The following is a 22943-nucleotide window of genomic DNA, read 5'->3' as shown; positions in this document are numbered from 1 at the left end:
TGTTGCTCCTTTCTTTAAAAAATAATGTATGAGACTAAAAAATCGCACAAAAAAGCCACAGGAAGATATCTTTTTCCTATGGCTGGGCGTGAAAAAGCCACAGGAAAGTATACGACCTCCTGTGGCGAATTTATGAATTAAAAGAAATAAAGTACGATTTTTAATTCTCCATTAGGGTGGTCGAATTCATATTTAATTGTCCGAAAAACACAGATGCAGTTAACGCTAAAGTTAAAGCATGTAATTGTAATTTCATCATTTCCTTCGACCTCCTTTTAGAATATTTTTCTTACGTTAGTAATTATATACAATTAATGGATAATTGTAAACATAAAAAGTGAAAATTTTTAATTTTGATTAAAATGCGTATATTTAAAAGGGCTTTTTAAAGGATACATTGTATGGATTGGATAATAAATAGAACGTGGGGGTGTCTAATGAAGTATATGAATAGAATAGCAGGTGTTATGCTAACAATTTTATTAGTTGTTACTGCTTGTTCTAATGGGGAGCAAATAAAAGAAATATCACATATTGAACCTGGGGCTTTTAAAAAATATACGGGGACATACGTTGGAAATAATTCCGACGTTATTGCGATTGTTACAAACTTACCTGGTGGTGAAACAGTTCAAAGTATAAATTTGAAAAATGAGAAGATCGCGGTGAAATACGGTGAGAAAAAGAACGGTAACTTAACAGAAGATATCATTGAGACGTATTGGTTTGACGAAAAGGATACGATGAAAAAGAACTTTCTCTTTAATGCTATTTATCTTGCAGTTTTAGTACCGAATGCGAAAGGGTATGAGTTTCGGGTTGAAAATCAAAGTTTTGCATTAAAAAGAGAAGAACTTTTACCCATACTGTATAAAGAATTTAATGATTTACCAAAGGATAATCTTATATGGAATAAGGGAATCGTAATGAATTTCTTTTACGGTAATCAAGAAAAAATAGAAAAGCTAGTTAATAATAAAGATTTTCGAAAGCAATTTTTTAATGAACATCCTGTGCGGGAATCTAAGTGATATGGAGGAAGATATGGTTATTTAACGATTGAAAATACGGACATTTTTTAAAGAGAGTCATTCAGTATCGAATGATTCTTTTTTTTTTTTTGATGAAAATTATGGAAAAAAATATAACGTTGTGCTATGGTTAATTACATAAGTAATGAACCTATGAACCTAAGGTGGTGAAATCGTGAAACCTACTCTAGAACAAAATAAGTTAATATACATACAAATTGCAGAAACAATTGAATCTGATATTTTAAAAGACATATTACTTGAAGAAGAACAAGTCCCGTCGACAAATCAATTTGCGAAGATGTTACAAATTAATCCGGCTACAGCTGCAAAAGGAGTAAATCTACTAGTAGATGAGGGGATCTTATATAAAAAGAGAGGGATCGGGATGTTTGTTACAAAGGGAGCAAAAGAAGTCGTACTAAAAAAAAGACAAAATACTTTTATGACTGAGTATTTACCTAAAGTGTGGGAAGAAGCAAAAGTACTAGAAATATCAAAAGACGAATTGATGGACATGATACACAAAATTACGAAGGAGGGGAAAGAGGGATGATTGCACTTGAAACGAAAAACTTGTCTAAAAAATATAAAAAGAAATTAGCTGTTAACGAAGTAACTATTTCATTGGAAGAGCATAAAATATATGGTTTGCTTGGAAGAAACGGAGCGGGGAAAACAACTTTATTAAACATACTCGCAGGTCAGATTATTTCAAGTAGTGGAAGCGTATCTGTATTTGGTGAAAATGTATTTGAAAATAGTAAAGCGATGCGAAATATTTGTTTCGTAAAGGTGAAAGAAAACATTAATTTAAGTAGTAAGGTAAAAGATGTTTTTTATTTGTGTAACATGTTTTATGAAAATTGGGATCAAGAATATGCTGAGGAACTTATTAAAAAATTTCAATTGAATGCAAAAGAAAAATATTATGATTTATCCCATGGTATGCAAACAATTGTTGGTATTATTAAAGGTTTAGCTAGTAGAGCACCAATTACTATTTTTGATGAGCCGACTACCGGTTTAGATGCAGCACATCGAGAGTTGTTTTACGAATTATTATTGGAAGATTATAGTGAATATCCACGAACAATCATCTTATCAACACATTTAGTTGAGGAAGTGTCCCATGTTATAGAAAATGTAATCATATTAAAAGAAGGATCATTAGCTGTTCAATCCTCTGTGGAAGATTTTTTAGAAAAAGGACACATAATATCAGGACATAAAGATAAAGTGACAAATTTTTTAATGGGGAAAAATGTTGTAAAACAAGAGTTGTATGGGAATAAAGAGATTTCTGCGATATGGGGAGATCTTTCTGCTAGAGATTATGAGCTAATAGAAACTGAAGGGTTAGAAATAGGCAGAGTAACACTGCAAAAACTATTTATTTATCTAACAGATAATGAGGTGAAATGAAAATGCTTTTAAAACAATTAAAGTTACATATGAAATTTCATTATAAGGCTATTCTTATCTTTTGGTGTGTGGCATTACTTATAAAATGGACAACAACTGCAACTGATATAAAGGGACTAAAGGTAGCATTTTTACATGATATCTTCAATAATTCATCTATTGCAATTGCAATATTTATTGTGGCAAGTGTTTTTCTTGTTCAAGATGACATATTTCGTACAGTTGTCTCATTTGGCGTTACTAGATTACAATTCTTTATTGGTTCAGTATGTTTTATCATATTACAATCAGTAATTTTTTCATTTCTACAAGTTTTGCTTTTACAAGGTACATTTTATGAAACGAAACATATAAATTTAGGAGCACATACAATTGAACAATTCTTTGCACAGTTCGTGTTCTATCTATTATTAGCTAGCTTATTTCAATTAACAACTATTTTTCAGAAAAGATTTAATTGGATAGGCTTTGCTTTTAGTGTGATTTTTTTCTTGGGGTTGACGAGTACAATTTATGGTAAGGTAGGTTTGAAAGAATTGGTATTTATTGATAGTAAATCGTTACTTGATATACCCAATTTTATATCAATTTCGATAGTGCTTATTTTAATATACTTTATAATTAGCGCTCTATTTATTCGTAAAGTTTCTTTTGAGGATACGATTTAAGCACAAATACTTTAAGAGAGAAGGAAGACTGTATGGGAGATACTTCTTCACTAATAACCGTCTTTTTATGCGTGGCACTGCTAATTTTTTGGCGACGATATCGTTCTATGTATAAGCCGATAAAGGGAACGGGAAAACGTATTTTGTGGCCATTACTATTTTTAACACCGGGTATTTTATTGTTTTTTGGTCCAGTACATCCAGCTATATTACAAGTGACTATAGCAGCATCCAGTGGGGTGATTTTCGCAATCCCACTTATATTTCTAACAAACTATGAGCGAAGAGAAGACGGAAACATTTATACGAAAAAAAGTGCTGCCTTTTTAATTACTTTTATCGGAATTGTTATTTTAAGATATAGTTCAAGACAATATATCGTTGGCTTAGATCCGCAAATAATTGGTTTATTATTTTACGTCGTTGCGGTGTCTTATATTATTCCGTGGAGAATTGCTTGTTATATAAAATTCAGGAAAGTTTGGCGGGAAAATAATAATCATGCAATATGAAAACTTCTCATTTGAGAAGTTTTTTATTTTTCTATGTAAGTGAAATAACTTGTTGAAGTGCAAACTACCATGCAATATGATAAATATAAAAAATTGAGGAGAGTGGGGGATATAAAAATGCGTACAATTTTACTTTTTCTAACTAACATGTCTACTGATGAGATAGAAAGTATTAGAGAAATACACGATCCTTTATTTGGTTTAATTCCTCCCCACATAACAATTGTATTTCCTTTTGAAGGTAATATTTCAAATGATGAATTGAAATCACATATTTCGAATCTAGCAAAAGGGATAGGTACAATTGAGATTAAGTTTGCAAGTGGTGTAACTAGTATAGGAGGCTATTTATTTTTAGAAATTGAGCAAGGAAAAGAACAAATAGAAAAACTACATGATAAATTGTATACAGGCCCCTTATTACGATTTTTGAAAAGAGACATTCCATACATACCACATGTAACAGTTGGGAGAAAAGATAGCGCGGAGTTAGCGGCTGAAATAGCGAAGGATATTCCTAGTTTTCATGAGAAGTTAAATTGTGTAATTGATAGAATTAGTGTGGAACGAATTGGTGAGAATGGAGAATCAATTATTGAATTTGAAGTACCATTGCAAAAAAGCTGACAAAAGTCAGCTTTTTTATTTCGAACTATGAAGTAAAGCACCAATCGCACCACTATAACCGCCGTCTTGTAAAAAGACAGGTATTTTGTTTTGATATTCTGTATAGCTACTTATAATATTTTGAAGATGTACGTTATTACATAGAGTAGAACCGATGTAAATGATATGGTCAATGTTTTTTGCTTCGGCGAATTGAAGGCTTAGTGCTGTGACGACTTCACCGACAAGTCCTTGAACGGTAGCTAGTATATCTGAACTACTATAATTTGAGTCTGTAATGGTCGCTTTTCCGAAATTGCTAGCAGTTAAGTTATTATCAAGAGGGGAGAGAATCCCGCCATAAATATCTCCAACTGTAATATCTAGACTGTTTCTTGAACCAATTTTCGTAAGCGGAATCACGTCTTCAAAATGATCTATATTTGTTAATAGTTTTGAAAGACCCATAATAGTACCACCGCCAACTCCAGTTCCACCAGCGCGAACATATTGCTTGTCGTGAACATAGTGAATGGAAGTACCTGTACCGATATTTGTTAATACAAAGTTGTTTATAGCACGTTTTTCTTCTTTTAGTATGTATCGTACTCCTGCTAAAGTAGCTTCAAACTCGTTTAATTCTACTATTTTATATGAACTTGAAAGGAGTTGTTCTAACTGTGTAGCTTTACCACCTGTAATGCATAATTGTGTAATTGAATTATTATTATGAAGCCATTCTTTAATTTTTTCTTGTTCATATGAATAAAATTTTTTAAAAACTAATTTGTTCATTTCGTTAAAGTAAGCAATTTTTGTTAATGTTCCCCCAGCATCAATACCAACAACATTCCGCATTTTCCTACCCCTTACTATGTGATCTGTTTAATCAGCTTGATATATTAATAGCTTTTCAATGGTAACGATTGATTGACCGTTTACAGAGGCAATTCCTTTCCCAAGAACAAAACCTCGTCTGTTACGTGTTAATTCATAATGTAAGTCAAGTTTATCACCGGGATACGCATTTTCATGAAATTCCACCCCATCTAAAGAGGAGAGGAAACCAAGACCTTCAGATTCACCTGTACTTACAAAAGCACTAAGTTGAGCCAGTGCTTCTACAATTAGCATATGAGGCATATAGTTTTGATTTTTATTAATAAACCACTCGTTATTTGTGATCAGTTTGTATCCTGTAGCTGATTGAGATTCTGTAACGTTTGTAATTTTATCGATCATTAAAAATGGATAGCGATGGGGAAGAGTATCTTTAATATTCATATCGTACCTCCAGGAATAATAATACCCCTGCTACAGTTAAGCAGGGGAGTTATCATTAATTTTTAACTAATTCATTTACTTTTTCAAGAGAAAAAATACCACTATTTCTAATGTTTTCAACAACTTGTTGTAACACTTTTTTATCTTGAACGAGTGCAATACGAACAAAACCTTCGCCATGAGGACCAAATGCATGACCTGGTGTGACAACGACATTCGCACGATCCATAAGTGCATAAGCGAACTCTAAAGAGGTCCATCCTTTCGGAATTTCAGCCCAAACGAACATACTTCCAGCTGGTTTATCGACATTCCAACCAAATTGGCGGAATCCATCTACTAAAGTATCTCTACGTTCTTGGTAAATTCCACGGTTTTTCTCACAAAACGAAGCGCCGTGTCGCAATGCAGCGGATGCAGCTTTTTGAATTGGTAAAAACACGCCGTAATCTGTATTAGACTTAAATTGCGTAAGCGCACCGACGATTTCTTCGTTACCAATCATATAACCAATACGGCTACCAGCTAAACTATAACTTTTAGATAAAGAATTAATTTCAACGCCAACTTCTTTTGCGCCAGGTACAGATAAGAAGCTAATTGGCTTTTGGCCATCAAAATAAAATTCAGCATAAGCAAAATCATGGACAACGATAATATTATGTTTTTTCGCGAATGCGATTACCTCTTTAAAGAAATCTTCATGAGCCATTGCTGGAACTGGATTCCCTGGGAAGTTCAAAATCATCATCTTCGCTTTATTGGCAATTTCTTCAGGGATAACTTCTAAGTTAGGTAAGAAATCATTTTCTTTCTTTAATGGCATGTAGTAAGATGTTGCGCCGGCCATTTGAATTCCTGTTTCATAAGCCGTATATCCTGGATCAGGAACTAATATAATATCTCCCGGATTTGCAAAAACCATCGGTAAATGAACGAGTCCGTCTTGTGAACCCATTAATAATAAAACTTCTTTATCGGCATTTAAAATAACGTTATGAGTGTTGTTGTAATATTCAGTTACAGCTTCGTGAAATTCTTGAATACCAGATAATGTATATCCGTAACTTTCTTTTGCACTTGCTGTATGTACCATTTCTTCTCTCACAAAATCAGCAGGAGGCATATCAGGATTCCCGATACTTAAATCGATCATTTTATGACCTGCTGTAATTTTCTCTTTTTTATAGGCGCCTAATTCACTAAATATAGAAGATTGGAATGCTTTCATTCTAGTTGCTAAAGTGTAAGTCATCAAAACCCCTCCTAAAAACAGTGTTTTCTTTCTGTATTTTTAATTATTCTGAAAACACATGTTTACATTTTATCATTTTTTTATGAAAATTAAAATGATTGACAAATTTAGAGGGAGGATAATAAGGGGGAATATAAAAATAACGTAGAAAATATTTTCTACGTTATAAATGAAGATTAATTGTTTGTTTTTTTATATGTACATGTTTTTTCAGTTGTAAAAAAGTATACATTTAATTCATTATCGACAACTTTTAAAGATTGATCTGATGTAAACGAGTTACCATAATCAATACGATACACGTTAGAATTTTTAACAAACGATCCTTTAAATAAATCCTCTTTTTTAGTTGTTGTTTGCATTTCCACTAAATTGTGAACAACCTTTTCTTTCTTTTCTTCTTTTACAACTGTTTCAAATTTATAATACACAGGGCATTCACCTTTTTTATTATCAATGACTTCCCAAGAACCGTATATATCATTATTGCTACATCCACTAAGTAGAACGATTAATATAGGGAAAATAAATAGAAGCTTTTTCATTGTGTACTCCTTTCTTATTAGTTTTTATAAACGTGCGAATACGATAGGAATATTGTAATGAATAAAGTTTAAATTTTTATAAAGAATTAATAAATTTCACATAAAAATTTGGAGAAGGGTGGGATTTCAAAATAAAAAGGCATGAATCTAGTGTAATGCCAGATTCATGCCTAATGGTCTATCTTATGTTATGTCTTTTGAGGATAAATGAAGCGGAAAGAAGAATGACAATTCCATTTACAACATACATATTTACAATAATAAAGGCTAGGTTAGCTGCGCCAAATCCACCTTTATCGAATATAGAGGTGAATGCTGTAGTAGTCAAAAAGATAATGGGAGTTAACAGTAAAAATAAGAAACCTGCAACAATTCTTCTTTTAAAGTTATTTTGGGATAGGGAAATGGCTAAAAAATTAAGGGCGCCAAACATAATGAATGAAAACAGAAGGGTAATTAATAATTGGATGCCATCAGACATTTCCACAGCTCCTTTTTGAAAAATCTATAATTTATTTTATTCGAAAGTAGTAGGGGATAATCCTTTAAATATTTGAACTACATAAAGAGAATAGATTTTAATCCTTGAAATTCAAAAAGAATGGACCCAGTAAAATACGGGATCCATTCTTAAGAAGTATTAGTTTTATAAATTTGCAGATTGCGACGTTTGTTTTTCAAATCGTTTCTGTTTAGATAGGGAAATAAATATAATTAACAATGAAATGACTCCGAAAATTAGAACCATATACTGTAATCCAATCGTATCTAAGAAGAAGCCTGTGCCGAGTAAGACAATTTGGAACATAATTCTTTCAAACATATTACGGAATGAGAAGAGACGTCCGTGATAGCTTTTTTCGACTTTCGTTTGGAAAATTGTCGACATAATAGGGAAGAAGCAGCCGACACTAAATCCAAACAAACCAAATGAGGCAAGTGCCATCCATTTAATATCGCTAAAGAACAACGAAAGGTGTGCAAAAGCGGTACAAAATGCGAAGAAATATAGTAACTTTTCAGGTTTGAAATGATCAGATAAACGTTTAATAACGAATGCACCTAACATAAACGCTACACCTTCAATTGTATATATGAATCCTTTAATTGTTGGGTCATGTTGCATTTCGCTAATGTTAATAACCATTAAATTGAATCCAGCTATAAATAAAAGAGGGATAATACTTAATATAAGTGCTTTAAAAGCAATAGGGATTCCTTTTAAAATACGAAATACTTCCATAAAACTATTATCTTTAGCTGATTGTTTACTTGATGTAGCAGATTTTTTATCTTCAAATTGTAGGAAGAAAGTTGAGAGGAATAATAAAGCGTATGCTGCCATTGAGAAGGCATACATATACTGTAAACTCATTACAACTAAAAGAATGCCACCTAGTGAAGTGCCTGCAATACGAGCGATTGTACCAATATTCATATGTACACCGTTCATTTGTAATAGCTCATGTTCATTAACGATGAGTGGAATTACAGATTGTAATGCAGGGAAATAAAATGCTGCGGAAATTTGAAGTACAATCATAAATGCAATCATGAAAGCGATACTTTCATATTGAATAGCGAAAAACATGAAAATAACACTAATAACACGACCGAAGCCAGCGTAAAGAAGAACTTTCTTTTTTTCATATTGATCAATAACACGCCCAGCCATTGGACCGACTAGAACACCAGCTAACAGTCCGATAAATAATATAACGGATTTCATAAAATCAGAAGGGACGTATTTTTGCATAAATTCAAGATTACCAAGAATACCAAGCCATAACCCTAGACCGGCAATAAACTCCCCAATTAACACAATCCAAACATTTTTATTACGCCACATAATGTAAAACCTCTCTGTCTTTTAAAATGAAAAACTCGTATATAAAACCTCCTTATTTTATGTATTATTTTTAACGAACTTTTTTAGAGTCAGAGTCTATATTACGTGTTTCATTAATGGATTTCAATCTTTTTGATTTGTAAAAAATGATGAATTAAGTGATACAATGGGTAACTAAAAATACAAAAAATTCACAAGTAAATTCAAAGGGAAGGTAAGTGTGGGGAAAATAAAAAAAGTAAGAACGCAGATAATACGTCTTACTTTTCTCAAAAAACCAAAATAGATTAAATTAGCAACACTTATGATCTTGTCCAATAGCTAAACCGCTAAAAGACAGAGGACCAACAATGTCTGCACTTGCACCACTAGTAAGGTTTTCTACAGTTAATGAATATTCGTGAGTCCCGCAGCTAACATTTTGATCTATAGCTTGAAATGTTTGCGCGTAAAATTGCTCAGAATCTGTAGATTCAATCCCTACTTGAGCGTTGAAAATTTCTGTATTGTCACGGAAAATTCGGAATAAAACTTGTGAAATCTCAGTTATACCTTCAACCCCAACTGTAGCAATTAATTCTACTCGATTATTAAGTGCATCTCTTCTTGAAATTTTTAATTTAATATTTGCTAGAATTGCTTTTTCTGGGGAATGGGGAATTGCAAAAGTTGTTTCACCGGTTTTATTTAAAGGTTGAGTAGCTTGGTAATCAATGATATGAGTCATATTCGTCACCTCCTCATATACTAAAATATGAAGGTAACGATGAATTAGCTTGGACATATACTATAAGATTTTAAGAGAATTGAGGAGTAATGTTGAATAAAGGGAGATAATATAAAAGCATCAAGAAAAACCCAATTATGAGAGTCGTTTTTTGATGCTTTTCATACTTTAGGCGGAATATTCTTCTTTACGTACTTCGAAGAATTCATTCCGGCGTAAGTAATTAAAAATTTTTTCTGAAACCTCTTCTTCATGAGACACTAAGAATCGTTGATCAAAAGCATAGAAAGATTGACCTTTAATTAATTTTACGTAGTATATTTTACACGCCCCCTTTAAATTAGGATTCTTAAATACTTTATATTATGATGACCTATCTGGTTGTTAATAATACTTAAAGTTTCAAAGGGGAGAAGTATAAATTCAAAAAAATATTGAAACAGCTTACAAATCTGTAATGTTTTTGTCACCTTTGCCGATAGTTAAAATTAACCAGTATCTTCTATACTACAAATAGGTTCCATAAAACAAGGGGGTAGAAAGATGGAGGAAGTAATTGGAGAAGTTGTAGCAGGGATTTGTGAATTTGTAGTTGAAGTTACGGTGGATGTTTTAGGAGATTTAGTTTCCGGAAATGATGAAGAGAAAGAAACATTATAAAATTTGTAAAAAGTTTAAAGATAAACAATGTATAAAAGCTGATTTCTAAAGGGAAGTCAGCTTTTATATTTTTTACATTATATTAATAATATCTAAATATTAATCTGTTATGATATTAATGAAATCAATAAAGGAGATGACCGATATGAATATGCCGAATTCTAGATGTGATGTACCTGATTCTAGTACGATTGTAGCGAATATAAATGAAAAAGAATATCACTTTATTGTTCGTATACATCCACTTGCAGGAAAGATGATAGCGCTATTTGAAAATGGGAAAGAATATGGCTTGCTTGATAAGGAAATCGCTAGTAGGGATAAATTTATTAGGTCAGAGCTTACTAAGTTGAAGCATTTCAACATAGATATTCTTTATGATAGTCCTGGGTGGATATGGATTGGCATGGACCAATATGGATTGCATGCAAGAGAGGCTACTAATAGCGAAGTAGAAGTTATTGTGAAGTTACAGGGGGATTAAGTTATTTAGACGTGTAAGAAGATCCTCAAATATAAGAGATACTTTGTAGGGTTGTGGGATAATTACCCATAACTTTTTTTGTTTTGTGCTTAAAAATAAAAGAGTTAAATTTTTTTGATAGAAGGTCTCTAATACAAGAGACGAGACTAAGCTAAAAGAGGATTTGAAATTATATAAAGAGAACTTATAAATTAAATATAATACTTTATAGAAAGAAGATGATAAAAGTGAGTAAAGAAGAACTTGTGAAACAACAATTTGGTAGTAATGCAGAGAAGTATGTGAAAAGTAAAATTCATGCAAAAGGACTGGATTTACAATATGTAGTTCAGCAAGTTGAAACTCGTCATAATACTCGTCTTCTTGATATTGCTACTGGTGGCGGACATGTTGCTAATTTGTTAGCCCCAATGTTCAAAGAGGTAGTCGCTCTTGATTTAACAGAAAAAATGTTAGAAAAAGCAAAAGGTTTTATAGAAGGGAACGGACATGAAAATGTATCATTTGTAGCAGGACATGCAGAAAGGTTACCATTTGCTGATGAATCCTTTGATACAATTACATGCCGAATTGCAGCACATCACTTTGTTGATCCTTTGCAATTTATTTTTGAAGTAAATCGAACGTTAGAAGATAATGGGTTATTTATATTAATTGATAACGTTTCACCAGAAAATAATGAGTTTGATACATTTTATAACTTTATCGAAAAGAAGAGAGATCCAAGCCATGAACGAGCTTTGAAAAAAACAGAATGGATTACTTTATTAGAAAAACATGGTTTGCAAATGCAGTCATGTCATACTTTTGACAAGAAGTTCGATTTTGATTGGTGGTGCGATATGATGGATGTTCCTATGCAAAAACGTGTAAAGTTAACAGAGTGTATGATGAAAACATCAAATGAAATGCAAGGATTTTTCAAAATTCAATTTGGAAACAATAAAATAGAATCATTTTATACTGAAATGGCACTGTTCGTATGTAAAAAAAGTTCAACATTAAAAAGATAAATTTCTTGCAGTCTTTCTAATGTACGATATACTTAGTACAGAGAAAATGAGAATTGAGGAATAGTAATAATGATTCGTGTACGTATTGAGGGAACTGAGGAAGAGATGCTTGAATTTTTAGAGAAAATGCCTGACATTCCTGGGTTTGAAAAAACACATATGAGAGAACCGAGAAAAGGGAATAATCCGAAATATGATTCAAGCAAAAGTGTACTAGCATATTTATCTTATAAAAAGATTGAAGTCGCCAATAAATAGGCGGCTTTTTTAATTGTCTCTGTTTCACCGCCTTGTCTTTTTCGCATAATAATGATAGTAGATTATGCTGAAGAGGGGTGAGGAAAGTTAATAAAAAAATAATCTTTTTCGGAGATTTTGGTATTGATGATGCAGTAACGTTAATTTATGCGAATAAAACATGCAAATTAGATATTATCGGTATCGTTGCAGAGTACGGAAATGTATCAAGAGAAATTGTTACGGAAAATGTTTATTTTTTAGAAAGATACTATGCTACAAAAGTGAAGATTATTGAAGGTGCCAGTAGACCAATGACAGCTGAAGAACCTTTGTTTTTCCCTGAAATTCATGGGGAGCACGGTTTAGGTCCAATTATTCCACCGAAAATGAGAATTTGTGACAGAGAAAATTTTTGTGAATTGATTAAATTAATTGAGCCTTGTCCAGAAGATGTTATTATAGTCGCGACGGGACGATTAACAACACTTGCAACATTATTTTTATTGTACCCCAATTTAATGAATCGAGTATGTTCTTATTATATAATGGGCGGTGCTTTTCTATTTCCGGGAAACGTTACACCTGTATCAGAAGCTAATTTTTACGGCGATCCAATTGCCGCGAATATCGTTATGAAATATGCGCAGAATGCTACTATATATCCGTTAAATGTAACGCAGCGTGCTCTTATTACCCCTGAAATGGTCGATATTATTGATAAAGAAGGAACAGGGCAAGCGAAACTTATTAAGCCAATGATTGATTTTTATTACGAGAACTTTTACAAAAAAGAATATCCAGGTATTGGTGGGAGTCCGATTCACGATTTACTTCCGTTCATTTCATTTATAAATGATGATATTTTTGAATATAAAAAATCAGCAGTTTGGATAAGTACGACAAATGATGTAACGAGAGGTCAAAGTGTTGCAGATTTTAGAAAAATAGCTGAGCCGACGAGGTTTGATGATCGTCCTATACAAAGAATTGCCGTTGAATTCAATTATCAAGCGTTTAAAGACGAATTTATGAGAACAATATTGAAGCCAGATTGTCCTTAAAAGGTTGAGCAGATTTGAATGATTTTCATAAGACGAATAACTTACGAAAAATGAAACATAACTAATGGTAAGCAATTGTTTCTGATTATAATTTTTATCGTTCAAAAATAAAGGAGGTAATGATATGATTTGGTCTTTAATCGTTGGTGGTATATTAGGATGGTTTGCAAGTTTAATTACTGGGAAGGATGTACCTGGCGGTGTAATCGGTAATATTATTGCTGGTATTGTCGGTTCTTGGCTTGGTACAGCGTTACTTGGTAAATTCGGACCTGTTATAGGCGGATATGCGATTGTTCCGGCTTTAATAGGCGCGATTGTTTTGATTTTCATCGTAAGCTTTATATTCCGTGCAATGCGGAAATGAATACAGGGGACTGTTTACATTTGTAAGCAGTCCCTTTGTATTATGTTGTCTAATCTGTTATGCTACTGTTATACAAACAGGAGGTGTCAGCATTGAAATCATTTACAGTAAATTTTCATCAAGAGGATAATGCAAAGGCAACAACAGTACATAAATTAAGTGAAGAGGACTTCGAGAAAGCAACAGAAAAAGGTACTCGTCATCTATTTGATTTAGATACAAACGTTGGTTTCTTCGTATTCTTTGATGCTGAAGATACAGAAGGAAATGAGCAATACTTAATGTTACAATATGAAGGAGATCATGAAGAACCAAGTGCTTGCTACGGATTTGATTTGAAATTGTTCTATCAATTTTTAGCACTATACTTAAATGATCTTGAATTCCAAGGTGAGACAAATGAAGAAGAGGAAGAAAATGGTCCAATTCATCATTTAGCGCACTTACTTTACCATATCGTTGAAGACGGTAAATCTATCGAAGTGTAAAAATACATATTTGAAGCTGTCCTTTAATAGGGCAGCTTTTTTAATTATATAAATAGGCAATTTTAATGGATTTCTGACGGCGAAAAATGGTTTGATTAAATTTCAGAAACCCCAAAAATATTAAACCAGCAGGGAATGATTATTCACTCCCTGCTGGTTTTTTGCATTTAAAGGAGCCTTTGTGACAGTGTATTTTAAGTTATAGAAAAAGGATATAACGAGTAAGGAGAGAAGGTGTAAATAAGGAGATGAATAAGATGATTAACAATACAATTCCAAGCTTTTTAAAGCTTTTGGAAAGCAATGATATAGGATTACATGACTTGAACAAATATTATGATATGCACCCAGAGGCATTCGAAGAGTATTTTAAGTTTCACTGTCCTAAGACAGAAGAACGTCTCTCTAGTGCGATTGAAAAGTATCCTGCAAAACTAGAAGACATTCGTATTATTTCAGAAATTTTACCATCAATTATTCAAGAAGTTAGTAAGGACTATCGCATTCAATTTGGTAGTAATATAGATTTGACTTTTCATCTATTTGTAGGTGGATTTGGTTCTAATGCATTTGTGGAAAGGGAGATTATTGGGGATATATTTTTTGCGGCTGAGAAATTATCTCCTGTAAGGGAGCACCTCCGTGTTATCGTTGCTCATGAAATCGGACATATATATCATAATGTAGCATTACAAGAGAGTGGAATGGATTGGACTAAAGCAGAATGGAATGATGCCCCGGTAAGTTTATATCGTGAAGGGGTCGCGACCTATTGATCACAACTAATAGTTAAAGGTTTAAGTGAGTCCGTTTACTATTCATATAGTAGTAATGGTGATTCATCGTTACAATATTATAAAGAAATTGAAGAGCGCATTAAGAAACGTTTTTTACAGGATTATGTTGAAGGATGGACAGTTGAAAAAGAGAAAGAATGGTTCCGTCTATCCGGAGGGAACTATTTCGGATACAATCGACTCGGTTATTTTTTAGGAACATCGTATATGGAGTATATTGTGAATACTTTCGGGGAAAGCGAAGCACTTACTTTTTGGACCAAAAATAATTTGAAGAGTAGTGTAATGGAATGGTTACAAAAGTGAATATGTTGAAGAGGGAGGCTGAAAATGATGAAAGTATATATGAAAGTACTTATATTTTTCCTAACTTTAACGTGTGTAGCGGCTTTAACCGCATGTACTAACGCTGAGGAAAAGAAACAAACTAATTCAACATCAGAAAATAGTACGGAAAAAAAGAGCGAAACGTCAGAAACGGGTAAAAAGAATGAGGACACCGCTCAAAAAACAGAGAAAGAGTCTGTGGAAAAACCAAAAGGTCATGATTCGGTAAAACCTTCAACGGAGTCTAATACGAAAAATACAGTGCTTAATCAAAAATCAATTAACCATGTAAAAGATTTATTTGAGCAAGCGAAAGAAGGTAAAGTACCTAACGTACCATATGCAGCACATACAGGTGACATCGAGGAAATAGAAAAAGAGTGGGGAAAAGCAGATAAAACTGATCAAGCAGGCAACGGGATGTATGCAACTTTTACAAGTAAAAATGTAGCATTTGGCTTTAATAAAGGATCACAAGTCTTTGACGTACGCTCTTACCATTCAGAGCTCAAATCGATTACGTTACAAGAAATCGAAAAGGCTTTAGGAAAACCAGCGTCTGTTAAAGAAAATGGTAATGATAAAATTTATGTTTATAAAGTAAATGACCAGTTTGAATTGAAATTCGCAATTCCAAAATCGACTGGTAAAGTACATCATATTTCTGTGTTCTCACCGGAGGATAGTATTAATAAAATGGCAGGTTAAATGAAGAGCTGTTCCTATAGGGACAGCTCTTTTGTTTTGTTTCTTTCTAACGATTGAACAAAAAAAGCTTGAATGATACCACCGATTATTAATAAGAAGGCACAAATATAAAATAGAGTACTACCACTTAATTTACTTAATAACAATGCACCTACAAAAGGCCCGCAAGTTCTTGAAATATCCCAATGTATACCGTATATAGAAAAATATAATCCGCGTCTATGACTTGGAGCGATTTGTGAAACGAATCGTAGTAAGTGATTCAAAGCTATACTTTGCCCAATTACTAAAAAGAGCAATGTGAAGAATAATGACCATATTGTTGTGGAATAACCGTAGCCAATCGCAGCTAACGTATAGCAAGTATAGGAAATAACAATGATTTTAGGCATAGAAAACTGTTCAGACCATTTCACAAGGGAAATTTGGAGAATCACTTCCATGACAGCTTTACAAGTTGAGATAAACACGAGTACAAATAGAAAATTTGGAAATACACTTTCGGCGAATATACGATAATTTGATTCGGTTTGGGCGTAGAAAAAACTAATCGGTAGCGTAGAAATCATAAGTCCAAACACAGCGTAATGCTTTGAAATAAATTGTTTTGGCGAATATACTTCTTTAGTTTTATTAACGTTTTTCATGAGTGGAGCTGTTTCAGGAAGTTGCGTCCAAACGAGAATAGCATATAGCGTAAGGGCTACACCTTGCAAAATAAATAAATACTCAGGGTGACTAGTATAGAAAAAGGCGCCGATTAATGGGCCAATTACAGAGCCGATTGCTCCCGTAGTATGCAGAACAGCAAATATTTCTGCCTGTTGTTCTTCCTTCGTTAAGTCAGCGATTTGTGCTCGCTGTGCCGGAATATATAAAGAGCGTCCAATACCATTTACTACATACAATAAGGCGAAAAAGGCGACCGATTCAGCAAAAACGAATCCGCTTACGGCAAAAGCTTGTAAAAGTAATCCGAGTAACATTATTTTCTTTCGGCCGTATTTATCTGTTACACCCCCAGCGATTAATGTAAACACAATATCAGCGAGAGGCTGTAATCCGAAAAGAAGCATTGTAACGATGACATTACCATTTAACGCTTTATTAACGTGAACAATAAAAATGATAGCTAACATCGATTCAGTCGTTCGGACTAACAATTCACCGAACAATCGAATGAGAATAGGCTTATTATAACGTTTTAAAAGATACTTCATTTTTATTTCCTCCTTTCTATATTGAAATGATAAGATGGAAGCCAGAAATGAAAAAGGGTAGAATGAAAGAGGAAGATTTTTCATCTTTTAGGGGGCGTTTTATGATTATTTTGGAGCAATATATGCACCTGTGGCTCCAGTATGGAAATGGGAGAGCAGAGGGAGAACAATTAGAAATAACAATACAAAATATATCTGAAACTTTATTTTGTACAGAGCGAAATAGTAAATTAATCATAAAAAAATTAGAAGAATTTAATTGGATTATGTGGTTTCCAGGCCGAGGGAGAGGAAATCGTTCAAAGTTGTTATTTCAAAAACATCCACTTTCTTTAATTTTAGAAAGAGGAAAAGAAATAACGAAACAAGGGGACGTAAAAAGTGGAAGTGCATTTATTGAAAGATATAGCTCGTATTTTCCATCACTTCAAACGCAATTTCAAACGTGGATTGATTCGATATTCGGTTATCAAGTCGAAAGGACATCTAAAGGGAGAAGAGATGTGCTACGTTTGCAAGTCCAAATGAATCTAGATATTGCATTAGATCCTGTATACGCTACGATGCGTTCGGAATGTCATATGGTAAAACATATATACGACACGTTAGTGTATATAGACGGAAATACAAACAGTGTAGAGCCAAGACTTGCGTTTTATTGGGAATATGATGACCAGAAATATATATGGACCTTCTACTTACGAAAAGGTGTTCAGTTTCATAACAGGAAAGAATTTACTGCTTATGACGTTGTACATACATTTAAACGATTCTTGAAAGCGAAAAATAATCCGCATGCGTGGATGTTACAGCACGTTGAAAGTTTACATATTCTTGATGACTACATTGTGCAGATTCGTTTATCTACAGATAATAAGCTGTTTTTACATGCTTTAAGTACAGAACAGTGTTCTATTGTAAATGAAGATGGAGATGGAAGGTTAATCGGTACTGGACCGTTTCGATTATGTGAAAAGAATGAGGATGTATTCGTATTAGAAGCAAATGATTTATATTTTCGCGAGCGACCATTTCTCGATCGAATTGAATTATGGAATGTAGAGAACAGCGTAAATACGTGCGATATTTTAGCGAAAGCACACTATAACAATATAGAAAAGCATCATAAAGAACTAACTAGACTTGAGTCGAATGTAACATACATTACATTAAATACCGCAAAAGAAGGACCTATGCAAAACACGATGTTTCGGAAAGCTCTATATAAAATCATTCATAGCAATGCACTTATCGAGGAATTGCAAGGAGCGCGCGGAGAAATAGCAGAAGAATTGGTTCTAACAAAGGGTGGCACTATACATATAAATGAGGACATATATACTCTTATTAAAGAGAGCTCTTACCGTAATGAAACACTGCGACTATATACATTTACAGAACAAGATCATGTTGAAGATTCATATTGGATACAAAAAGAGTGTGCGAAGTATGGCGTCACTATTGAAGTCGTTTTTCTTGAAACAAAAGAGTTATTGCAAGCAAGTACGATACAAAAGGCTGATATAATACATGATAGTGCGACAATTAGTGAACGTATTGAAGAAAGTTTACTATATATGTTTCTTACAAAAAACAGCTTTATTCATCAGCATAGCAATATAAAATTTAACGAAGTATTACAGCCTTATTTTACAGAAAATCAATTAGAGAAACGGGTGACACTGTTACGCGATATGGAGGACACACTGTTACGTGAAATGCATATCATTCCTTTATATCGCAATAAACAGCGAGTAAGTTCACACGAAAAAATACAAAATATAATGATTAATTCACAAGGCTGGATTGATTTTTATGATATATGGTTTAAAGCTTGATATATATAGGTTCTTACGCATTTAAAGATATGTGTAAGAACCTTTTTTGTATGTAAGACAGGTTTGTTTCACACATTGTTACGCTACTTGTTATAAAAGTCCGTTTACAACGTAACAGTGTTATGTTACATTGTTATCAGGAAGGAGTGACATACAGTTGAGTACAGATTTAATTTCGAAAAAAGATTTATTAGAACTAGCTGGTATTTCATACGGACAGTTATATAGGTGGAAGAGAAAAAATTTAATACCGGAAGATTGGTTTGTACGGAAGTCAACGTTCACAGGCCAGGAAACATTTTTTCCGAAAGAAAAGATATTAGAACGTATTGATAAAATCCAAACGATGAAAGAGGATTTATCACTTGATGAATTAGCAAATATGTTCTCACCGAGCGTGACAGAAATTCATTTAACAAAAGATGATTTGTTACGTAAGGGTATTGCATCAGAAACAGTTTTACAATTCTTTATAGAACAAACGAACAAAACGGCAGATTTTCAATTTGCAGATATTCTTTATGTATACGTGTTAGAAGAACTTCTTCAATCAGGAGACGTTAGCTTAGAAGAAGGGAAAATGGTTTTACAAGTTTTACGTGAAAATTATGAAGCGATTAAACATAAAAATTGTGACTTACTTATTATTCGGAAGTTAGGGATTTCTACATGCTTCTTAGTATCAAGCGTTGAGGATTTAATTTTTGAAAAGGGAACAAAGATTGTTTTACGTGTAGCAATTATGAAATATACCGAAGCATTAAAAACTAAACTGTTGTAGTGGAGGAGAAATAATGCGTACAGAAAATTTAATTATAAACGGATATGGTTCATCAAACGGTGGAGAGTTTCATAAAGTGCAACTAAATGGAAAAGGAACTGTTAATGGAAACGTTGAGTGCGACCAATTTGAATGTAATGGTTACGGAATTGTTACTGGTGATTTGAAAAGTAGCGATGCGAGAATTAGCGGATCAGGTAAAGTTGAGGGTACAGTTAGTGCAGAAATGATGCGAATCGATGGGAAAGGGACAATTACACAAGATGTAAAGGCTACCACTTTAAAAATTGCAGGAAAAGGGACGATAGGTGGTAATGTAACTGGTGAAGAATTTAAAATCAATGGTCAAGCGACGATTGATGGTAATTGTGAAGTTGATATTTTTTCTTCAGAAGGGCAATTTACAGTTGGTGGATTATTAAGCGCAGATGAAATTAATATAAATATTCATGGTACATGTAGAGCGAAAGAAATTGGTGGCCAAACCATTAAAGTAAAACATAGATTGAGTGCTTTTAGTAGACTATTTAAAACAGTATTTGGCTTACAGTTAGAAGCTGAACTGCTGGAAGGTGACAATATCGATATTGATTATGCTCACATTAAAACAGTAAGGGGAAACAATGTTACTGTAGGACCGAACTGTGAAATTGAACTAATTGAATATACTGGGGTTCTTACTGTTGATAAAAGCGCAAATGTAAAAGAAATTAAGCAAGTTTAAGTTTAAAAGGGAGAGAGGAATCGGTATGGAAAATCAACATAGTCTTACTGTAAATGGATCAGGTAGCTCAGCAGGTGGAGAGTATAACAAAGTAAAGATACGCGGCGAAGGAACAATTTCTAATCATATGAGTTGTAATGATTTTAAAACGTATGGTACGAGTGAAGTACGTGGCAATATGAAAGCGAAAAATTATGTCGTGTATGGAGATAGTGAAGTACAGGGGAATATGGAGGCGGAATATGTAAAAGTATATGGCAATGCCCAAGTACAAGGCGACGGACAAATTAATAAAACAAAAGTTAGAGGTATGATAGAATTTAAAGGGAAGCTATCCGGTGATTTCGTAGATGTGAAAGGCGCTTTAAATGTAAAGGGAGATATAGAAGTAGAGGAATTATTACTAACTGGTGGTCTTGAAAGTGATGGTTTGCTTAATGCTGAAAATATTGAAATCTCACTTCGTTATGAAGGAAGTAAAGTGAGAGAAATCGGTGGGAAAAAGATTACAGTACGTAAAAAATCGAGATTTATTCCTTTTACAAGTCATGCAGGAAGCCTTCAAACATCAATTATTGAAGGGGATGATATTTATTTAGAACATACAATAGCAGACGTAGTAAGAGGAAATCATGTTATAATTGGCCCTGGCTGTGAAATTAGTGTAGTAGAATATCACACTAGTTTTAATCAGAAAGGTAATGCAGTCGTAAAAGAACATAAACAAATATAAGTAGTATGAGGGAGAGCAAGGTTATGGTTGAGAAGAATAATAAGCTCGGTTTTGTTGTGGCGGGCTTATTGCTAGGGATTTTAATGGCATCAATGGATAATACCATTGTCGTAACAGCGATGGGAACAATCGTTGGTGATTTAGGAGGCCTTGAAAACTTTGTATGGGTCGTTTCTGCCTATATGGTTGCAGAAATGGCAGGGATGCCGATTTTCGGTAAACTATCAGATATGTATGGTAGAAAGAGATTCTTTATTTTCGGTTTAATCGTCTTTATGATTGGTTCGGCACTTTGTGGAACTGCTGAAAATATTACACAGTTAGGTATTTATCGTGCCATTCAAGGTATTGGCGGCGGGGCACTAGTGCCGATCGCATTTACTATCGTTTTTGATATTTTCCCTCCTGAAAAGCGCGGGAAAATGGGTGGATTATTCGGAGCTGTATTTGGTTTATCAAGTATCTTTGGGCCATTACTTGGCGCATATATTACGGATTATATTAGCTGGCACTGGGTGTTTTATATTAACTTACCACTTGGAATTTTAGCACTTATTTTTATTACATTATTTTATAAAGAGTCACGAGTTCATAGAGAACAAAAGATTGATTGGTTTGGCGCAATTACTTTAGTTGGTGCAGTAGTTTGTTTAATGTTCGCCTTAGAATTAGGCGGACAAAAGTATGATTGGGATTCTAGCTTTATTTTAAGTTTATTTGCTGGGTTCGCTATTTTAGTAATTGCTTTTATTGTTATTGAACGAAAAGTAGAAGAACCAATCATTTCATTTGAGATGTTTAAACAACGTCTATTCGGAATGAGTACAATTATTGCCTTATGTTACGGGGCGGCATTTATGTCAGCAACTGTGTACATTCCGTTATTTATTCAAGGTGTATACGGTGGTACGGCAACAAACTCAGGATTATTGTTATTACCAATGATGTTAGGATCAGTAGTTACAGCGCAGTTAGGTGGATTTTTAACATCGAAACTTAGCTACCGAAACATTATGATTATTTCTGCTGTAATTATGCTAATTGGATTATTCTTATTAAGTACATTAACGCCAGAAACAAGTCGTATATTATTAACAATTTATATGGTTATTATCGGTTTTGGAGTTGGTTTCTCATTCTCTGTACTAAGTATGGCTGCTATTCATAACTTCGGTATGGAGCAACGCGGTTCTGCGACTTCAACGAGTAACTTCATTCGTTCATTAGGTATGACACTTGGTATTACAATCTTCGGGATGATTCAAAGAACTGGTTTCCAGGATCAATTAGAAGAATCGTTTAAAGGTATGAGCGGAGGAATGAATACAAACGCTTTAGGAGATTCAAGAGCTATTCTATCAGAATCGGCAAGATCTCAAATTCCGCCGCAAATATTAGATAAAATTATTGAAGCTCTCTCTAGTTCAATCGTTCAGACATTTATGTGGGCGTTAGTCCCCGCAAGTTTAGCGTTCGTATTCATTTTCTTTATGGGAAATGAGCGCATGGTATATAAGAAAGAACAAAACAAGGTGAAAAGTGAAACATCAAAAGCATAAAGAAAAAGCTCCTTTCAATTTTGAAAGGAGCTTTTTCTTAT

Annotated in this window: 27 protein-coding genes and 1 pseudogene; 19 read left to right on the top strand and 9 right to left on the bottom strand. The window is 33.5% G+C overall.

Translation table 11 applies throughout. The features are described from left to right. The first annotated feature begins 437 nt into the window (after positions 1-437). The 6 genes from DET63_RS19120 to DET63_RS19095 all read left to right on the top strand — a co-directional run bounded on the left by DET63_RS19120 (position 438) and on the right by DET63_RS19095 (position 4263). A complete protein-coding gene (locus DET63_RS19120) occupies positions 438-1031 on the top strand; it encodes a DUF4825 domain-containing protein (RefSeq protein ID WP_113937521.1) in 594 nt (197 codons plus the stop codon). Between the two features lie 175 nt (positions 1032-1206). Then, complete coding sequence (locus tag DET63_RS19115; RefSeq protein WP_000805182.1) at positions 1207-1587, top strand: GntR family transcriptional regulator; 381 nt, start codon at positions 1207-1209, stop codon at positions 1585-1587. Next, positions 1584-2456 carry an ATP-binding cassette domain-containing protein gene (locus tag DET63_RS19110; protein WP_012261132.1) on the top strand — a complete coding sequence of 291 codons (873 nt, stop codon included), beginning with the start codon at positions 1584-1586 and terminating at the stop codon, positions 2454-2456. Before DET63_RS19115 ends, DET63_RS19110 begins: the two co-directional genes overlap by 4 nt. Further along, entirely contained in the window at positions 2453-3124 is a 672-nt protein-coding gene (locus DET63_RS19105; protein WP_000783094.1) for a DUF4052 family protein, read from the top strand. The genes DET63_RS19110 and DET63_RS19105 overlap by 4 nt, the downstream gene beginning before the upstream one ends. A 32-nt stretch (positions 3125-3156) precedes the next feature. Further along, positions 3157-3636, top strand: a complete 480-nt coding sequence (locus DET63_RS19100) for a CcdC family protein (protein WP_113937520.1) — start codon at positions 3157-3159, stop codon at positions 3634-3636. Positions 3637-3753: 117 nt separating this feature from the next. After that, positions 3754-4263, top strand: a complete 510-nt coding sequence (locus tag DET63_RS19095; RefSeq protein ID WP_113937519.1) for a 2'-5' RNA ligase family protein — start codon at positions 3754-3756, stop codon at positions 4261-4263. A 15-nt stretch (positions 4264-4278) separates the two neighbouring features. Here the strand turns inward: DET63_RS19095 and coaW are convergent, their stop codons facing one another. The 8 genes from coaW to DET63_RS19055 form a co-directional block, all read right to left on the bottom strand. After that, complete coding sequence (gene coaW, locus DET63_RS19090; protein WP_113937518.1) at positions 4279-5100, bottom strand: type II pantothenate kinase; 822 nt, start codon at positions 5098-5100, stop codon at positions 4279-4281. 27 nt (positions 5101-5127) lie between these two features. Then, the gene (locus DET63_RS19085) at positions 5128-5526 is read right to left on the bottom strand and encodes a 3-hydroxyacyl-ACP dehydratase FabZ family protein (protein ID WP_113937517.1); all 399 of its coding nucleotides are present in this window, start codon (positions 5524-5526) and stop codon (positions 5128-5130) included. Between the two features lie 55 nt (positions 5527-5581). Then, positions 5582-6781 (bottom strand): LL-diaminopimelate aminotransferase, encoded by a 1200-nt coding sequence (locus tag DET63_RS19080; protein ID WP_113937516.1) that lies wholly within the window; start codon positions 6779-6781, stop codon positions 5582-5584. Between the two features lie 176 nt (positions 6782-6957). After that, positions 6958-7326 (bottom strand): hypothetical protein, encoded by a 369-nt coding sequence (locus tag DET63_RS19075; RefSeq protein WP_113937515.1) that lies wholly within the window; start codon positions 7324-7326, stop codon positions 6958-6960. A 178-nt stretch (positions 7327-7504) separates the two neighbouring features. Further along, a complete protein-coding gene (locus tag DET63_RS19070) occupies positions 7505-7807 on the bottom strand; it encodes a hypothetical protein (RefSeq protein ID WP_113937514.1) in 303 nt (100 codons plus the stop codon). A gap of 165 nt (positions 7808-7972) precedes the next feature. After that, a complete protein-coding gene (locus DET63_RS19065) occupies positions 7973-9175 on the bottom strand; it encodes an MFS transporter (protein ID WP_113937513.1) in 1203 nt (400 codons plus the stop codon). A 292-nt stretch (positions 9176-9467) separates the two neighbouring features. After that, a complete protein-coding gene (exsC, locus tag DET63_RS19060; protein ID WP_113937512.1) occupies positions 9468-9902 on the bottom strand; it encodes an exosporium protein ExsC in 435 nt (144 codons plus the stop codon). 168 nt (positions 9903-10070) lie between these two features. Further along, positions 10071-10223, bottom strand: a complete 153-nt coding sequence (locus DET63_RS19055; protein WP_078179002.1) for a YqbF domain-containing protein — start codon at positions 10221-10223, stop codon at positions 10071-10073. Positions 10224-10707: 484 nt separating this feature from the next. Here DET63_RS19055 and DET63_RS19050 point away from each other — a divergent pair, with 484 nt between their 5' ends. From DET63_RS19050 to DET63_RS19015, 8 genes and pseudogenes are all read left to right on the top strand, one after another. Then, complete coding sequence (locus tag DET63_RS19050; protein WP_016101211.1) at positions 10708-11046, top strand: hypothetical protein; 339 nt, start codon at positions 10708-10710, stop codon at positions 11044-11046. A 227-nt stretch (positions 11047-11273) separates the two neighbouring features. Next, complete coding sequence (locus tag DET63_RS19045; RefSeq protein WP_113937511.1) at positions 11274-12059, top strand: class I SAM-dependent methyltransferase; 786 nt, start codon at positions 11274-11276, stop codon at positions 12057-12059. Between the two features lie 69 nt (positions 12060-12128). Further along, positions 12129-12317 carry a DUF3970 family protein gene (locus DET63_RS19040; RefSeq protein ID WP_002013371.1) on the top strand — a complete coding sequence of 63 codons (189 nt, stop codon included), beginning with the start codon at positions 12129-12131 and terminating at the stop codon, positions 12315-12317. A gap of 77 nt (positions 12318-12394) precedes the next feature. Continuing rightward, entirely contained in the window at positions 12395-13360 is a 966-nt protein-coding gene (locus DET63_RS19035) for a nucleoside hydrolase (RefSeq protein ID WP_113937510.1), read from the top strand. 124 nt (positions 13361-13484) lie between these two features. Then, positions 13485-13727, top strand: a complete 243-nt coding sequence (locus DET63_RS19030) for a GlsB/YeaQ/YmgE family stress response membrane protein (protein WP_002013368.1) — start codon at positions 13485-13487, stop codon at positions 13725-13727. 92 nt (positions 13728-13819) lie between these two features. Beyond that, entirely contained in the window at positions 13820-14215 is a 396-nt protein-coding gene (locus tag DET63_RS19025; protein WP_002084959.1) for a hypothetical protein, read from the top strand. Between the two features lie 257 nt (positions 14216-14472). Next, positions 14473-15318 (top strand): annotated as a pseudogene (locus DET63_RS19020) (aminopeptidase). 24 nt (positions 15319-15342) lie between these two features. Further along, a complete protein-coding gene (locus DET63_RS19015) occupies positions 15343-16047 on the top strand; it encodes a YjgB family protein (protein WP_113937509.1) in 705 nt (234 codons plus the stop codon). 14 nt (positions 16048-16061) lie between these two features. Here the strand turns inward: DET63_RS19015 and DET63_RS19010 are convergent, their stop codons facing one another. Next, complete coding sequence (locus DET63_RS19010; protein ID WP_113937508.1) at positions 16062-17267, bottom strand: MDR family MFS transporter; 1206 nt, start codon at positions 17265-17267, stop codon at positions 16062-16064. Between the two features lie 62 nt (positions 17268-17329). Here DET63_RS19010 and DET63_RS19005 point away from each other — a divergent pair, with 62 nt between their 5' ends. The 5 genes from DET63_RS19005 to DET63_RS18985 all read left to right on the top strand — a co-directional run bounded on the left by DET63_RS19005 (position 17330) and on the right by DET63_RS18985 (position 22902). Beyond that, entirely contained in the window at positions 17330-19105 is a 1776-nt protein-coding gene (locus DET63_RS19005) for an SgrR family transcriptional regulator (protein WP_113937624.1), read from the top strand. Positions 19106-19262: 157 nt separating this feature from the next. Then, positions 19263-19886, top strand: coding sequence for a YhbD family protein (locus DET63_RS19000; protein ID WP_113937507.1), 624 nt, complete (start codon positions 19263-19265; stop codon positions 19884-19886). Positions 19887-19899: 13 nt separating this feature from the next. Then, a complete protein-coding gene (locus tag DET63_RS18995; protein WP_002189907.1) occupies positions 19900-20610 on the top strand; it encodes a bactofilin family protein in 711 nt (236 codons plus the stop codon). Positions 20611-20635: 25 nt separating this feature from the next. Continuing rightward, positions 20636-21343 carry a polymer-forming cytoskeletal protein gene (locus DET63_RS18990; protein ID WP_113937506.1) on the top strand — a complete coding sequence of 236 codons (708 nt, stop codon included), beginning with the start codon at positions 20636-20638 and terminating at the stop codon, positions 21341-21343. A gap of 23 nt (positions 21344-21366) precedes the next feature. Beyond that, entirely contained in the window at positions 21367-22902 is a 1536-nt protein-coding gene (locus DET63_RS18985) for an MDR family MFS transporter (protein ID WP_113937505.1), read from the top strand. Positions 22903-22943: the final 41 nt, after the last annotated feature.

Source organism: Bacillus sp. DB-2 (assembly GCF_003315125.1).
GTDB classification, from domain to species: Bacteria; Bacillota; Bacilli; order Bacillales; family Bacillaceae_G; genus Bacillus_A; species Bacillus_A mycoides.
The sequence above is the reverse complement of the archived record's forward strand: the minus strand, read 5'-3'. Positions and strand labels throughout refer to the sequence as shown.